Raw genomic sequence first — 14,371 nt, 5'->3', positions numbered from 1 at the left:
GGGGTGCGCGGTGCCGCGCGCCCGGATGGTCCGCTACGGCGAGGAGGGGCCCCGCCGTGCCGCGGTCGCCGGGCCCCCGCCCGCCGGACCGGGTGCGCCCCCCTGTCGGACGTCAGGGCGGCCCGCCCTGCTCGCAGACCCGCCGGGCGACCTCGCGGAGCTTGATGTTGCGGTCCTGCGAGTAGCGGCGCAGTGTCGTGAAGGCCTGGTCCTCGGTGAGGCCGTGGCGGCCCATGAGGATGCCCATGGCCTCCCCGATGACGTGCCGGGTGCCGATGGCCTCCTGCAACTGGGCGTGGGTGCGCGCGCTGGAGAAGGCGACCGCGGCGTGGGAGGCGAGCAGCCACCCGGCGGTCCCGCTGGCCTCGGTGAACGCGCCCCGCTTCCGGGAATAGAAGTTCAGCGCGCCCAGGTCCTCGTCCTCGGTGAACAGCAGGATGCCCATCATGCTGCCGAGCCCCAGCCCGCGCGCCTCGGGCACGTAGCGGGGCCAGCGCGTCGCCGGGTCGTCGAAGTCGGCGATCCGGAACCGCCGCTCCCCGGTCTCGGGGTGGGCGGCGTCGAAGCACGGTCCCTCCCGGAGCCGTTCCTGGAGCCGGTCGCTCTCGACCACCACCTGCTCGGTCGGGGCGAGGGACTCCACGCGCCCGCCCCGCAGGATCAGGATGCCGGCCGCGTCGCAGCCCTCCATCAGCTCGACGGCGGCGCGCGTGATCCGCTCCAGGGTGTCGTTCACCGACTGCTGCGCCAGGAGGTCGCGCGCGAGCGCGGCCATGTGCTGCGCGAAGACGCGCCACTCGTCCATCCCGCCGCCTCCCGTCCGGTCGGGCCCCGGGGGGCCTCGCGGAGCGGGTGCCCAGCGGCGCGTCGGACCATCTTGTTTCATGCTACATCTAAATGCATAATGCGCTTATGGAGTCGAGTGCCGTGGAGCCCGGGGACACCTCCCCGGAGGATCTGATCACCGCCGTGGAGCACCTGGTGCGATACGTGCGGCTGAGCGCCCGCGCGGGCGGTCTGAGCACCGCCGCCTCCTCGGCGCTGGCCCGGCTGAGCCGCGGGGGACCGCAGCGGCTGACCGAACTGGCCCGCGCCGAGGGTGTCTCCCAGCCCGGCATGACCCAGCTCGTCACCCGCCTGGAGCGCGCCGGACTGGTCCGGCGCAGCGCCGACGCCCGTGACGGCCGGGGCGTGCTCGTCGGGCTGACGCCCACCGGGCGCGACGTCCTCGAACAGCGCCGCGCCGAACGCTCCCGCGCGTTCCAGGGGCTCCTCGGCGAGCTGACCGAGCCGGAGCGGCGCGCGACCGGTACCGCGCTCCTGGCGCTGGCCCGGGTGATCGAGGACGGCCGGGACCACCCGGTCTGACCGGTGCCGTACGGGGGCCTCGCCCGGGAGGCCGGGGCCGCAGGGCGGGCCGGGTCCGGAGCACCGTGCCGGGCGGCGGCCCCGCTGCCCCCGCCCTCCCCTCCCGTTCCCCCCGCTCCCCTCGTCTCCGCCCCGGCCCTTCGGCCCCGCGCCGCCCGGTGCTCCCCCCCCCGCCTTCCCCGCCCCCTCGTCCTCCCTCCGCCCCTCCTCACCGTTCCGGGAAGTGAACGCGTATGACCGCACCGCACGGAAGGGCCGCAGGCCCGTTCCGGCAGCCCAGGGCCGTCTGGGCCGTCGCCTTCGCCTGTGTGATCTCCTTCATGGGCATCGGCCTCGTCGACCCGATCCTGCCCGCGCTCGCGGAGAGCCTCGACGCCACCCCGAGCCAGGTGTCGCTGCTGTTCAGCAGCTATCTGATCGTCACCGCCGTGGCCATGCTGATCGTCGGCTGGGTCTCCAGCCGCATCGGCGCCAAGCGCACCCTGGTCACCGGGCTCGCCGTCATCGTCGTCTTCGCCGCGCTCGCCGGCACCACCGACTCCATCAACGGCATCGTGGGCTTCCGTGCCGGTTGGGGTCTGGGCAACGCCCTGTTCATCGCCACCTCGCTGGCCGTCATCGTGGCCTCCGCCAGCGGTGGTTTCGGCGGCGCCATCATCCTCTACGAGACCGCTCTCGGCCTGGGCATAGCCGTCGGCCCCCTGCTCGGCGGCGAACTCGGCGCCATCAGCTGGCGCGGCCCCTTCTTCGGCGTCGCCGCCCTGATGGCCGTCGCCCTGATCGCCACCGTCGTCCTCGTCCCCGACCTGCCCCGGCCAGAGCGGGCCACCTCGCCGCTCGCCCCGCTGCGGGCCCTGCGCCACCGGGGCCTGCTCACCATGGGGATCATGGCCCTGCTGTACAACTGGGGCTTCTTCACCATGCTCGGCTACGCGCCGTACCCCATGGAGCTGGACGCCCATCGGCTCGGCCTGGTCTTCACCGCCTGGGGCCTGCTCGTCGCCGCCTTCAGCGTCCTGGTCGCCCCCCGCCTCCAGGCCCGCTACGGCACCGCCCCGGTGCTCTACGCCAACCTGCTCGGCCTGGGCGTCGTCATGGCCGTCATCGCCGCCGGGGTCGGCGATCCCACCACGGTGATCGTGGCGGTCATCGCCAGCGGGGCCTTCATCGGCATCAACAACACCCTGACCACCCAGGCCGTCATGCTCGTCGCGCCGGTGGAGCGCCCCGTCGCCTCCTCCGCCTACGGCTTCCTGCGCTTCATCGGCGGCGGTCTCGCCCCGTACGCCGCCGGGAGGCTGGCCGACGCCACCGACCTGAGCGTCCCCTTCTACGTCGGCGCCGCCACCTTCCTCCTCGCCGTCCCCGTCCTCGCCGGCGGTCACGGGCTGCTCCGCCGCGCCGAGGCGGGCGTCGCGGAGGCCGGGGCCGCCGCGCCGGCGACCGGCGCACCGGCGACCGCCTCGCCGGCGCCCTGACCCGCCCGGCGGGCCGGGAGCGCCGCCCGGGTCAGACGGGGGTGCCGGGCGGCCGGCGCCGGTCCGCCGCCTCCGGCGGCTGGATCCGCATACCGGGCCGCCGCCGGTGCACCGTCAGATAGGTGACGCCCTCCGGCCCCGCGGCCACCGCCCTCGTGGAGCCGTGCGGCAGCCAGGTCAGGACACCCGGGGCCAGGGGGTGCTCCCCGTCGGAGCGGACCAGGGACGCCCCGCCGGCCAGCACGAGCAGCAGGACGTCCAGATCGGGCTCGGTGTGGGTGCCCACCCGGGCGCCGGCCGGGAGGCGGACGACATTGGCGTCGAGCTGCCGCCCCGGCTCCGCCAGCCGCCAGAGCGCCCCGGCGGGGGCACCGGCGCCGAGCGCCGCCAGTTCCGCCGTGTCGCACAGCACGCGCGGGAGGGGAGCCGCCCCGGCCGGGGCGGGGGCCCCGCCTTCCTCCGCTGCCATCCGCCGCCACCGTCCCTCTGCTCAACTGCCCCGGCGGGCCGCCCGGTCGGGCGGCCCGCTGCCGGACGGTCGGCCGCGTGACGCACCGCACAGGGCCCCGGCCGGATGCAAAGGCGAATCTAGCATGCGCATTTGATAGCGTCCTGGACGTGCGGCTGACGAAGTTCACCGACCTGGCGCTGCGTTCCGTGATGCGCCTGGCGGTCGTGGGAGACGGTGACGATCCTCTGGCCACCCGGGAGGTGGCCGAGGTCGTGGGCGTGCCGTACACGCACATGGCGAAGGCCATCACACGGCTCCAGCACCTCGGCGTGGTGGAGGCGCGGCGCGGACGCGGCGGCGGGCTGACCCTGACCGAACTGGGCCGGCACGCCTCCGTGGGCTGGCTGGTGCGGGAACTGGAGGGCGACGGCGAGGTCGTCGCCTGCGAGGGGAGCGAACCGTGCCCCCTGCGCGCCGCCTGCCGGCTGCGCACCGCGCTGCGCTCCGCCCAGGAGGCGTTCTACGCCGCGCTCGACCCGCTCACCGTGGACGACCTGGTGTCCTCTCCCACCGGTCCGGTCCTCCTCGGCCTGACCCGGCGTCCGTCCGGCTGACGGGCCCGCCGGTCCGGCCGGCGCCGCTCTGTGGGTCAAAACACGAATATCATCTACCAATTAAAGGAGTCCCCGTGCTCTCCGAACAGTCTGTCCCCGTGGTCCGGGCCACCCTTCCGGCGGTCGGAGCCGCCATCGGTGACATCACCGAGCTGTTCTACCGGAAGCTGTTCACCGCCCACCCGGAACTGCTGAGAGACCTGTTCAACCGGGGCAACCAGGCCAACGGGGAACAGCAGAAGGCGCTCGCCGGTTCCATCGCGGCCTTCGCCGGCATGCTGGTCGACGACCCCGGGGCCCGTCCGGACGCCCTGCTCGGCCGGATCGCGCACAAGCACGCCTCCCTCGGCATCACCTCCGACCAGTACAAGATCGTCCACCGGCATCTGTTCGCCGCCATCGCGGAGGTGCTCGGGGAGGCCGTCACCCCCGAGGTCGCCGCCGCGTGGGACGAGGTGTACTGGCTGATGGCCAACGCGCTCATAGCCGTCGAGGCGGAGCTGTACCAGCGCACCCGCGTCGCCGAGGGCGAGGTCTGGCAGGGCATGGAGATCGTCGAGCGGGAGGAGCAGACCCCCGACGCCGTCTCCTTCGTGCTGCGCCCCGCCGACGGCGGCCCCGTCCGCCCCTTCAGCCCCGGCCAGTACGTCAGCGTCCGCTCGGAACTGCCCGACGGCTCCCGCCAGATACGCCAGTACAGCCTCTCCTCGGCACCGGGCCGTCCCGAGTGGCGGATCACCGTCAAGCGCGTCACGGGCGACGGGCGGCCGGACGGCGAGGTCTCGACCTGGCTGCACTCCCGGGCCCGCGCCGGTGACGTGCTCGACGTCTCCGCGCCCTTCGGCGACCTGGCCCTGGCCGACGGCGGCGGCCCCCTGCTGCTGGCCTCCGCCGGCATCGGCGTCACCCCCATGCTGGCCATGCTGGACCACCTGGACGCCACCGGCACCGCCCGCCCGGTGACCGTCGTCCACGCCGACCGCACCCCCGCCGACCACGCCCACCGCGAGGAGCACCTCGGCCTGGTCGCGGCCCTGCCCGGAAGCCGCCTGCACCTCTGGTACGAGGAGCCGGGCCGGAACGCCCCCGAGGGCGCCCGCACCGGCCGCGCCGACCTGGCGGACGTCGACCTGCCCGAGGACGTCACCGTCTACCTCTGCGGCCCCGTGCCGTTCATGCGCGCCGTCCGGGGTGACCTGCTGCGCCGGGGCGTGCCCGCGCGCTCCGTCCACTACGAGGTCTTCGGCCCCGACCTCTGGCTCGGCCAGGAGTGACCCGCCCGCGCCCCGCGGTGCCCGGGAGCCCCGGGGGCACCCGCCGGGCCGGGCACGCGGGGCGCGGTCCGGTCCGGCGCCGCTCCCCGGGGCAGGCCCCTACACCGCCGCGGTGAACGCGGCCGCGACGGCGGTGTCGAGCCGGGCGTGCACCACCAGGCGCGGGCCGGAGCCGTCCGCGTTGGCCTCCAGCAGCCGCCGCACCGGGGCGCCGGGGGCGACGACGGACATCAGGACGCCCAGGTGACCGCACCGCTGACGGGCCCGGAGCACGGCGCTGACCGCGGCGGTCCCGGCGGACGGTCCGGCGAGGACGACGACCACCGGTGCCGGTCGGTGGGCTTCCACCAGACGGGTGATGCCGGCGGAGAGCGCGGCCCGGCCGGCGACGCCCGGATCGCGCTCCACGGTGATGACGAGGACCCCCTGCTCCAGGGTGTGGGACAGCATCATGGCCTCCGTTCCGTCGCCTGGCGGCGAGTGTGTCTTCAGTGAAGGCGCCCGCCGCCGCCCCCGCAATGCGCCGCCCGGCCCCTCCGGGCGCCGCGGGCCACCGGTGCGTCCCGGCCCGCGCCGGGCGGCCACCGGTCCGGGGCGTCCGCCGCCGCTGAGTAGGATCGGCCGGTCACCCGGACCGCCCCCACCACCGCAAGGAGTCCCCGCCGGTGCCCGTCCCGCTGCCCCCGCCCCGAACCGGGTACCGCCCGCTGACCCTGGAGCACCTGACCCGCGACGAGGACGGCGAGCGGCTGCACGCCCTGCTGTGGCGGCCCGGTCCCGGCTGGCGGATGGTCAGCAGCGCGGTGCTGGGCGGCGGCACGGGCGAGCGCGCCTGGGTGCTCAACGCCCAGGTCGCCCACGGCTACCGGCGCACCGACCCCGCCCGGCACCTGGCCGGGCTGGCCCGAGCCGCCGGCGCCGAGGGGCCCGGCGTGGGCCTGATGACCGCCGCCGGGGTGGCCGACCCCGGCCGGGCCCGGGACGGCGGGGCGGAGGCCTTCGCCACCGCCGGGATCTCGGTGCGCGGCTGGGCCGCCGCCCCCGGGGAGGGAGCGGGGGCCGTCCTGCCCGGCACCATCAACATCGTCGCCGCGCTGCCGGTCGCCCTGACCGACGCCGCCCTGGTCAACGCGGTGATCACCGCCACCGAGGCGAAGGTCCAGGCGCTGGTGGAGTCCGGTCACGACTGCTCCGGCACCCCGACGGACGCCGTCTGCGTGGCCGCCCGCGCCCCGTACCCCGGGGGAGAGACCCATGCCTTCGCCGGACCGCGCTCCCTGTGGGGGGCCCGGCTGGCCCGGGCCGTGCACGGAGCCGTCCGGGCCGCCCTGCCCACCGGCCCCCGGCACGCGTGAGCGGGGGAGGCCCGGCAGGACCTCCCCCGCTCGCACGCGGTGACGCGGATCAGCGCTGGGCGCTCTTCTCCAGCGCCTTGTCGAGGGCCGCGGCGAAGCCGTTGGCCCAGAGCTGGTTCACCCGGGCGCTCTCGGTGGCGTTCGGGTACGGGTTGGTGCAGGAGGTGCCGGGGCCGCCGCCCGACATCAGCTCGCTGCACGGCCCGGAGTAGCGGTCCGGCAGGCCGAGCACGTGGCCCGTCTCGTGGGCGGTGACACGGGTCGAGTCGTACTGCTGGTTCTGCCGGTAGTCCAGGAAGATGTAGCCCTTCCCGTGCATGTTGGTGGAGGCGTACGAACCACGGGAGTCGTTGCCCTCGTAGTACGTGAAGTCGGCGCCCGAGCTGCGCTCCGCCAGCCGCACGTTGGAGACCGAGCTGTTCCAGATCTGGGCGGAGCGGGCTATCTGGGTGCGGAAGGTCGGGGCGCTCGCGGCGCTGTAGTACACGGTGACGGCCGCCGCCGCGCTGGGGGCGCCCGGGGCGTTCGCCTGGCGCTTCGCGACGGACTTCAGGACCGCCTCGAAGAACGCCTGGTTGCCGGCGTTGTCGGCCTTGGCCGACGTCGACAGGTAGGCGGAGTGCGCCACTTCGTGCTGCTGGGGCGCGGAGGCGACCGCGGCCGGGCCGGTGCCGAGCACGGCGACCGTCAGACCGAGACCGACGGCGGTGGACAGCAGGGGCAGGGTGATCCGCATGCGAGGACTCCAAGTGGGGGAGTGGGGAGAAGTCGTCACCGGTGAGTTTGGGGTGCGCACCCGGGCCCTGTGATGATGGCAACAGCCGATAGCACGGGGCTATCACCCCGCCCCGCACCGGCCCCGCCCCCGTCCCGCTCCCCCTTCGCGACGGCCCCGCACCCCCTCCGCGCCCGCTCCCGGAGCCCGCTCCGCACCCTGTCCGGATCTCGCTCCGCACCTCCTCGGACGGTACCCGGCGGCTTCGGCCGGACTGCTGAACTCGCCCTGATCCGCAGCGTTTTGTTCACCTGGCGCAACGTTCTGTTCCGCTCTACGCTCCCTGCATGGAGCTGGATGTGAGGCACCTACGCGCGCTGTGCGCCATCGCCGACGCGGGCAGCCTGCACCGTGCGGCACGCCAACTGGGCGTCGCCCAGCCCACGTTGAGCACCCAGTTGAGCCGCATCGAACAGGCCCTGGGAGGACCGCTGTTCGACCGCGGGCGCACCGGCTGCCGCCCGACCCCGCTCGGCCGGACCGTCCTCGGCCGAGCCCGTCCGCTCGTCGCCGACATGCGCACCCTGGTGCGCGAGGCCCGCGCCGCCGCGGCCGGCGGGGACAGCCGGCTGCGCGTCGGCTCCACCGCCAGCCGCGCCCTGGCCGGCTGGCTGCGGCGGCTGCGCCACCCCGGCCTGGAGCCCACCCTCCAGATGGACGTCTCCGCCAACGCGCTGCTCGGCCGGGTCGCCGACGGGCAGTTGGACGTGGCGTTCGTGCACGAGGTGGAGGGCTGCCCGCTGCAGATGCCCGAGGCGCTGCGGGTGCGGGTGCTGATCGAGCGCGAGCCGCAGTTCGTGATGCTGCCCGCCGACCACCCGGCCGCCGGGCACCCCGTCGTCCGCCTCGCGGACCTCGCGGAGGACCGCTGGATGGTCGACCCCACGGTGGACGGCGAATGGGACGGGGTGCACCGGGTGCTGCGCGCCGTCGGCATCGACCCCAGGGTCCTGCACGGCGACTACCACACCGCCGCCTCCCTGGTCGCCACCGGAGAGGTGGTCACCGTCTGCCAGCCCAGCTCCCAGTCCCGCCCCGACACGGCGGTGCGCCGTCTGGACGGCGACCCGCTCGGTGTGCGCCTGCTGCTCGCCGCCCGGACCCGGGACGAACTGGACGCCGTCTTCCCGGCGCTGGCGGAGGCGTACTGGGAGGTGGCCGGCCAGTCCCGCGCCTACCGGGACTGGCTGGAGGGGCCCGGCCCGCGGACGGTGACCCCGCGGCCCCCGGTCCCGGGCGACCGCACGGAGTTCGTCCGGGCCCGCTGACCGGGGCCGTGCCCTCGGGCCGCGGGCCCGGGAGGGGCGCGGCTCGGGAAGAACCCCGGGCCGGCGGCGCCGCCCCGGCCGGTGGACCGGCCCCGGCGCGAAGGGCTCGGACCCGGCGCGAGGCCCCGGACGCCGCTCCGGCACCGGGCGCCCCGGTCGGCGCCGTCGTCCATGGGGCCAAACCGGTGGTTGTCCGGGTGAACCGGAATGAGGGCCCGGGTGCCTGGTTACGGAGAGCATCATGAGCTCTGCGCGACGACTTCCCCGACTCCGTTCCCTGGCCGTGCTGGGTGCCCTGGGCGCCTCCGCCCTCCTGCTGACGGCCTGCACGGACAACGCCGACACCAGCCGTTCGAGCGTCGCCGAGGCGGCCCCGACCGGTTCCCCCAGCAAGACCGACACCGCCTCCGCGTCCCCGACCTCCGCCTCCCCGTCCATGGACAAGGACCAGGAGGAGCGCAAGGCCCTGGTCCCGATGGCCAAGGTCACCTGGGACAAGGCCGCCGACACCGCCGTCAAGGAGGTGCCCGACAGCAAGCTGGTGAGCATCGAGCTGAAGCGGACCTCGGACGAGGCCACCGCCACCACCGGCTCGCCCAGCCCGAGCACCCCCAACCCGGCCCCCAGCAAGGGCGCTCCCGAGTGGGAGGCCAAGGTCGCCACCTCCGACGGCGCCGTGCACCGGGTCGACGTCGACGCGGTGAGCGGCAAGGTGTTCCGCTCCCAGGCCGAGGGCGACCAGAGCGCCGACGACAAGACCCGCACCGCCGACCGGCTGAAGAAGGCCACCGAGACCCCGCAGCAGGCCGTCAAGGCCGCCACCGACAAGACCAAGGGCACCGTCACCGAGGTCGAGCTGGAGGAGAACGACTCCCAGCAGGTCATCTGGGCCGTGGACGTCGTCTCCACCGACACCTGGGACAAGACCACCGTCGACGTCGACGCCGCCAACGGCAAGGTCCTGAGCGAGAACACCGACAACGGCTGACCGCGGGGCCGCACCGCGCGGAGCCGCGCGGCACCCGGCACACCCCGCACTCACGGCACACGCGAGACGCAAGGAGCACCACAGGCATCACGCACCACACACAGCGCGGGAGCAGCGGGCGAGGCCCGACTGCTCCCGTTCCGTGTGCCGCGCGCCGGTCAGACGGCGGCGGCGCCCGCCTCGGCCGGGGACCCGGACGGCCCGCGCGGCAGGGTCAGGACGGCCAGGAACCCGAGGACCGCCACCGCCGCGAAGAAGTAGAAGCCCCACGGGTGGCCCACGCCCGACGCCACCAGCGCCCCGGTGATCGACGGGCCGACGATGGAGCCGATCCGCCCGATCCCGGACGCCGAACCCAGCGCCGTACCGCGCACCGGGGCCGGGTAGAAGTGGGTGACGTAGGCGTAGACGAGGACCTGCGCCGAGAACACGAACACCCCGGTGAGGAAGATCACCGTGTTGAGCAGGAGGTCGCTGCCGATCCGGAGGCTCAGACACGCCAGCATGGCCACGGAGACGGCGAACCAGCCCAGGGTGGTGCCCTTGATGCCCCTGCGGTCGGCCACGTAGCCGCCCAGGACCAGTCCGGCCACACCTCCGGCGTTGAGCACCAGCAGCTGGGTGACGGCGGTGGGGACCGGGTATCCGGCGTCGTTCATCAGCTTCGGCAGCCAGGTGTTCAGGCCGTACACCAGCAGCAGGCCCATGAACGAGGCGACCCAGACGCCGATGCCCGCGCGCAGGTAGGCCGGCTTGAGCAGCTCGGTGAACGGCACCCGGCGCGCGCCCTCCCGCCGGGACCGGACGAACGCCTCCGACTCCGGCAGCCGGAACCACTGCACGGCGGCCACGACCAGGCCCACCGCGCCGAGGACGTAGAACAGGGACTCCCAGTGGTCGCCGACCCGCAGGGCCAGCAACGAGGTGATCACGGCGCCGGTGTGGTAGCCGGTCATCGTCAGGGTGCTGGCCCGCGCGCGGCGGTGGACCGGCATGTGCTCGGCCATCATCGTCAGCGACACCGGCATGCAGGCGCCGAGGCCCAGACCGGCGAGCAGGCGCAGCGCGGCGAACATCGCGACCGAGTCGGCCAGCGGCACCAGCAGGGTGAGGACCGAGAACACCACGACCGAGCCGATCAGCAGGAGGCGGCGTCCCAGCCGGTCGGCCAGCGGCCCGACGCAGACGGCGCCGATGGCCACCCCGACGAGCGAGAGCGTCGCGATGGTGGTCGCGTCGCCCGTGGTCATGCCGAGGTGATGGGTCTTGAGCAGGGTGGGGATGATCGCGCCGAGGACGACGAGGTCGTATCCCTCCAGCAGGACGGTGGTCCAGCACAGGACCACGGTCCAGGCGCTGCTCCCGGTACCGGCGGACCGCGCGGGCGCGCCGGGGGTGGTGGCGGAGGCCATGGTGACATTCCCCCCAGGGGCGGGTGTGTGGAGCGGGTCCGGACCGGCCGGACCCGCCGGGCCGGTCAGAACGGGTAGTCGGCGATGTCGGGGCGGACCGTCACCCACTGGGTCTCGGTGAACGCCTCCACGTTGGCCGCGGCGCCGCCGAACCGGGAACCGGTGCCGGACGCCTTGACCCCGCCGAACGGGGCGTTGGGCTCGTCGTTCACCGTCTGCTCGTTGATGTGGATCTTTCCGGACTCGATCCGGTCCGCGAGCCGCATCGCCGTGCCGACGTCGCCGAGGATGCCGACGGACAGGCCGTACTCGCAGTCGTCGACGATCCGGGCCGCCTCGTCGAGGGTGGAGAAGCCGAGGACGGGGGCGACCGGGCCGAAGATCTCCTCGCGCCAGGCGGGCATGGCGGTGGTGACCCCGCTGAGCACGGTGGGGCGGTAGCAGGCGCCCTCGGCCCTGCCGCCCGCGGCTATCCGGGCGCCCGCCGCCACGCTGTCGGCGACGATGCCGTGCACCCGGTCGAGCTGGCGCCGGTCGATGATCGGGCCGAGCGCCACGTCCTCGCGCGCCGGGTCGCCCACCGGCAGCGCCTCGGCCTTCGCCGCGAGCAGGGCCGTGTACTCCTCCAGCAGCGACTCGTGCACGATGTGGCGGCCGGTGGTCATGCAGATCTGGCCCTGGTGCAGATAGGTGCCGAAGGCGCCCGCCGAGGCCGCCTTGCGGACGTCCGCGCCCTCCAGCACGACCAGCGCGTTGTTGCCGCCCAGCTCCAGATGGGCCCGCTTCAGCAGCCGTCCGGCCCGCTCGCCGATGGCGCGGCCGACCGGGGTGGAGCCGGTGAACGACACCACCCGCACCTCGGGCGCCTCGACGACGGCCTGTCCGACCGCGCCGTCGCCCGGCAGCAGGTGCAGCAGCCCGGAGGGCAGCCCGGCCTCCTCGAAGATCCGGGCGATGACCACGCCGCCGCTCACCGCGGTGCGGGGGTCGGGCTTGAGCAGCACGGCGTTGCCGAGGGCCAGGGCCGGGGCGACCGAGCGCAGGGCCAGGATGAGCGGGAAGTTGAACGGGGCGATCACGCTGACCACACCGGCCGGGCGGCGGCGGGCCAGCGACCAGCGGGCCTCCTCCGAGGTGAGCACCTCGCCCTGCGGATGCGTGGGCAGGCCCGCGCACTCGAAGCACTCGCCGATCGCGAGCCCCGCCTCGAAGGCGGCCTTCGCGCGCACCGAACCCGCCTCGCGGACCAGCCACTCCTCGATCTCGCCGGCGTGCTCGGTGAACAGCTCGCCCGCCCTGCGCAGCACGGCCGCGCGGCGCTGCGGGGAGGTCGCCGCCCACGCGCGCTGCGCCTCGGCGGCGCGGGCGGCCGCCCGGTTCACGTCGTCCGCGGTGGCCATGCCCACCGCGGCGAGCCGGTCACCGGTCGCCGGTTCGACGACCGGGTGCCGGACGGGGGAGTCGTGCCAGCCGTCGCTGAGGAACTTCCCGTCCCAGACCTCGCTGTCCAGGAATGTCATGATGTGCCCTTTCCTCGGGTGGTCAAAGTCACCGGTCGCCGGGTGTGCCGTGCGTCGCGCGCCGCGTCGGGCGCCCGGGGCCCGCCTGTCGTATGCCCGCGGGCGTGTGCCGTGCGACGGGGCCGGTCTGCGCGGTGTCCGCGGCGTGTGCCGCGCGAGCCGCGTGAGTCGTGGGGTGGGGGTGTGAGGGGATGTGGGGGTGGGGTCCTGCGGGGGGTGCGGCGGGGCGGGCCGGTCCTCGTGGCGGGCCGGTGCGCCGCCCCGCCGGAGCGGGTTCAGGAGGGGCTGGTCAGGGCGGTGTCGACCTGGATCAGACGCGGGCCGTCCACCGGCCGCGCCAGCTCCGCGCGCAGCTCCTCGGCACCGCCGACGTGCCGGGCGGCGACGCCGTAGCCCTCGGCGATGCGGGTGAAGTCCAGCCCGGGGATGTCCAGCCCCGGCGCGTCCGCCACGCCGAGCAGTCCGCTGAACCAGCGCAGCGCCCCGTACGTGCCGTTGCGGAGCAGGACGACGGTCAGCGGGACACGGTGCTGGGCGGCCGTCCACAGGGCGGTGATGCCGTAGTTGGCCGAGCCGTCGCCGATCACGCCGACGACCGGGCGGTCGGGCCGCCCCATGGCCACCCCCACCGCGCCGGGCAGGCCGAAGCCGAGCCCGCCGGCCGCGGGGAAGTAGTATGAGCCGGGGCGGCGCAGGTCCATCTGGCGCCACCAGGCGCCGGTGGTCGAGGTGGACTCCACGACGTACGCGGTGTCCTCGGGCGACTCGTCGCGCAGGGCGGCGAACACCTGCTCCGGGTGGAGCGCGGGGCCCTCCGCGGCCGCCGGTTCGGGCACCGGCCGGTGCGGGCCGGCGGGGGTCCCGGGCTCCCCGAGCGCGTCCAGCAGCAGGGCGATGACCTCGCCCGGGTCCGCGACCAGCGCCTCGCCCATCGGCGCCCGCGCGGCGGCCGGGGCGTCCCCGGTCACCTGGACGAGCCGGGTGCCCTCCGGCAGGTACCGGCCCGGCAGGTACTCGTGGTAGCGGAAGACCGGGGCGCCCAGCACCAGCACCAGGTCGTGGCCCTCGAACGCCTCGGACACCGGCGCGATCCCGGCCGGCAGCACCCCCCGGAACAGCGGGTGCCGGTTGGGGAACGGCAGCCGGAACTGCGACGGGGCCGCCCAGACCGGCCCGCCGAGGCGCTCCGCCAGCCGGACCGCCTCGTCGAACAGACCGGCCGAGTCGATGTCCCCGCCCAGCACCAGGGCGGGCCGCCGCGCCCCGGTCACCCGCTCGACGAGCCACCGGGCCTGGTCGGCGCCCGGCGCGGCGGCGCGGTGCACCCGCCGGTCGAGCACGGCGGACGCGTTGGCGTCGGCCTCGGCGTCCCAGTCGTCGTACGGGACCGAGAGATAGGTCGGGCGGCGCTGGAGTTCGGCCTCGAAGACGGCCTGGGCGAGGGCGCGCGGCACGTCCCCGGCGCACGCCGGTTCCGCCGCCCAGCCGACCAGCGGCTTCATCAGCGAGGGCGCGTCGACGCTGGCCAGGTTGGCCTCCGGACCGATGGCGGACCGCACCTGCTGCCCGGCCACGACCACCAGCGGGGTGCGGGAGGCCACCGCGTTGGTCAGCGCGCCCATCGCGTTGCCCGAGCCCGAGGCCGCGTGCAGGTTGACCAGCACCGGCCGTCCGGTGGCCTGGGCGAATCCGTCCGCCATGCCGACCACGGCGCCCTCGTGCAGACCGAGGACGTAGCGGAACCCGTCGGGCAGGCCGGTGAGGAACGGCAGTTCGTTGGAGCCCGGGTTGCCGAAGACGGTGGTCAGTCCCTGGCGCTCCAGGAACTCGTGGGAGACACGGCGCACGGATGGCACGGAGGTTCCTTT

Annotated in this window: 13 protein-coding genes and 1 pseudogene; 7 read left to right on the top strand and 7 right to left on the bottom strand. The window is 75.2% G+C overall.

All coding sequences use genetic code 11. From position 1 onward, the window contains the following. Positions 1-112: 112 nt before the first annotated feature. On the bottom strand, positions 113-805 hold the full coding sequence (locus tag ACZ7LB_RS20640) for a GAF and ANTAR domain-containing protein (RefSeq protein WP_471470045.1): 693 nt from the start codon (positions 803-805) through the stop codon (positions 113-115). A gap of 107 nt (positions 806-912) precedes the next feature. Between ACZ7LB_RS20640 and ACZ7LB_RS20635 the strand changes: the two genes are divergently transcribed. Next, the gene (locus ACZ7LB_RS20635; protein ID WP_471470043.1) at positions 913-1,368 is read left to right on the top strand and encodes a MarR family winged helix-turn-helix transcriptional regulator; all 456 of its coding nucleotides are present in this window, start codon (positions 913-915) and stop codon (positions 1,366-1,368) included. Positions 1,369-1,601: 233 nt separating this feature from the next. Next, positions 1,602-2,843: pseudogene (locus tag ACZ7LB_RS20630) on the top strand (MFS transporter); the annotation flags it as partial. Between the two features lie 34 nt (positions 2,844-2,877). Here ACZ7LB_RS20630 and ACZ7LB_RS20625 read toward each other — a convergent pair. Further along, the gene (locus ACZ7LB_RS20625; RefSeq protein WP_471470041.1) at positions 2,878-3,315 is read right to left on the bottom strand and encodes a hypothetical protein; all 438 of its coding nucleotides are present in this window, start codon (positions 3,313-3,315) and stop codon (positions 2,878-2,880) included. Positions 3,316-3,464: 149 nt separating this feature from the next. On the opposite strand from ACZ7LB_RS20625, the gene nsrR reads away from it, so the two are divergent. Next, the gene (gene nsrR, locus ACZ7LB_RS20620; RefSeq protein WP_471470039.1) at positions 3,465-3,911 is read left to right on the top strand and encodes a nitric oxide-sensing transcriptional repressor NsrR; all 447 of its coding nucleotides are present in this window, start codon (positions 3,465-3,467) and stop codon (positions 3,909-3,911) included. A gap of 74 nt (positions 3,912-3,985) precedes the next feature. Further along, on the top strand, positions 3,986-5,185 hold the full coding sequence (locus ACZ7LB_RS20615; RefSeq protein WP_471470037.1) for a globin domain-containing protein: 1,200 nt from the start codon (positions 3,986-3,988) through the stop codon (positions 5,183-5,185). A 99-nt stretch (positions 5,186-5,284) separates the two neighbouring features. Here ACZ7LB_RS20615 and ACZ7LB_RS20610 read toward each other — a convergent pair whose 3' ends face one another. Next, positions 5,285-5,635 carry a hypothetical protein gene (locus ACZ7LB_RS20610; RefSeq protein WP_471470127.1) on the bottom strand — a complete coding sequence of 117 codons (351 nt, stop codon included), beginning with the start codon at positions 5,633-5,635 and terminating at the stop codon, positions 5,285-5,287. Positions 5,636-5,850: 215 nt separating this feature from the next. On the opposite strand from ACZ7LB_RS20610, the gene ACZ7LB_RS20605 reads away from it, so the two are divergent. Next, entirely contained in the window at positions 5,851-6,540 is a 690-nt protein-coding gene (locus ACZ7LB_RS20605) for an adenosylcobinamide amidohydrolase (protein ID WP_471470035.1), read from the top strand. 49 nt (positions 6,541-6,589) lie between these two features. Here ACZ7LB_RS20605 and snpA read toward each other — a convergent pair whose 3' ends face one another. Then, positions 6,590-7,276, bottom strand: coding sequence for a snapalysin (gene snpA, locus ACZ7LB_RS20600; protein WP_471470033.1), 687 nt, complete (start codon positions 7,274-7,276; stop codon positions 6,590-6,592). A gap of 326 nt (positions 7,277-7,602) precedes the next feature. On the opposite strand from snpA, the gene ACZ7LB_RS20595 reads away from it, so the two are divergent. Both ACZ7LB_RS20595 and ACZ7LB_RS20590 read left to right on the top strand, forming a co-directional pair. After that, a complete protein-coding gene (locus ACZ7LB_RS20595; RefSeq protein WP_471470031.1) occupies positions 7,603-8,583 on the top strand; it encodes a LysR family transcriptional regulator in 981 nt (326 codons plus the stop codon). 241 nt (positions 8,584-8,824) lie between these two features. Beyond that, on the top strand, positions 8,825-9,571 hold the full coding sequence (locus ACZ7LB_RS20590) for a PepSY domain-containing protein (protein ID WP_471470029.1): 747 nt from the start codon (positions 8,825-8,827) through the stop codon (positions 9,569-9,571). A 158-nt stretch (positions 9,572-9,729) separates the two neighbouring features. Here ACZ7LB_RS20590 and ACZ7LB_RS20585 read toward each other — a convergent pair whose 3' ends face one another. The 3 genes from ACZ7LB_RS20585 to mdlC all read right to left on the bottom strand — a co-directional run bounded on the left by ACZ7LB_RS20585 (position 9,730) and on the right by mdlC (position 14,359). Beyond that, positions 9,730-10,983: an MFS transporter gene (locus ACZ7LB_RS20585; protein WP_471470027.1), complete on the bottom strand. Its 1,254-nt coding sequence runs from the start codon at positions 10,981-10,983 to the stop codon at positions 9,730-9,732. 65 nt (positions 10,984-11,048) lie between these two features. Beyond that, complete coding sequence (locus ACZ7LB_RS20580) at positions 11,049-12,503, bottom strand: benzaldehyde dehydrogenase (protein ID WP_471470025.1); 1,455 nt, start codon at positions 12,501-12,503, stop codon at positions 11,049-11,051. A 275-nt stretch (positions 12,504-12,778) separates the two neighbouring features. Further along, the gene (mdlC, locus tag ACZ7LB_RS20575) at positions 12,779-14,359 is read right to left on the bottom strand and encodes a benzoylformate decarboxylase (protein ID WP_471470023.1); all 1,581 of its coding nucleotides are present in this window, start codon (positions 14,357-14,359) and stop codon (positions 12,779-12,781) included. Positions 14,360-14,371: the final 12 nt, after the last annotated feature.

It is taken from the genome of Streptomyces sp. NPDC107521 (assembly GCF_055598485.1).
The sequence above is the reverse complement of the archived record's forward strand: the minus strand, read 5'-3'. Positions and strand labels throughout refer to the sequence as shown.

Excerpts from the sequence above, each read along its gene's own strand:
- ACZ7LB_RS20635 (WP_471470043.1), top strand. The coding sequence starts at position 913 with ATGGAGTCGAGTGCCGTGGAGCCCGGGGACACCTCCCCGGAGGATCTG.
- ACZ7LB_RS20590 (WP_471470029.1), top strand. The coding sequence starts at position 8,825 with ATGAGCTCTGCGCGACGACTTCCCCGACTCCGTTCCCTGGCCGTGCTG.
- ACZ7LB_RS20585 (WP_471470027.1), bottom strand. The coding sequence starts at position 10,983 with ATGGCCTCCGCCACCACCCCCGGCGCGCCCGCGCGGTCCGCCGGTACC.
- ACZ7LB_RS20640 (WP_471470045.1), bottom strand. The coding sequence starts at position 805 with ATGGACGAGTGGCGCGTCTTCGCGCAGCACATGGCCGCGCTCGCGCGC.
- ACZ7LB_RS20580 (WP_471470025.1), bottom strand. The coding sequence starts at position 12,503 with ATGACATTCCTGGACAGCGAGGTCTGGGACGGGAAGTTCCTCAGCGAC.
- snpA (WP_471470033.1), bottom strand. The coding sequence starts at position 7,276 with ATGCGGATCACCCTGCCCCTGCTGTCCACCGCCGTCGGTCTCGGTCTG.
- ACZ7LB_RS20595 (WP_471470031.1), top strand. The coding sequence starts at position 7,603 with ATGGAGCTGGATGTGAGGCACCTACGCGCGCTGTGCGCCATCGCCGAC.
- ACZ7LB_RS20610 (WP_471470127.1), bottom strand. The coding sequence starts at position 5,635 with ATGCTGTCCCACACCCTGGAGCAGGGGGTCCTCGTCATCACCGTGGAG.
- ACZ7LB_RS20625 (WP_471470041.1), bottom strand. The coding sequence starts at position 3,315 with ATGGCAGCGGAGGAAGGCGGGGCCCCCGCCCCGGCCGGGGCGGCTCCC.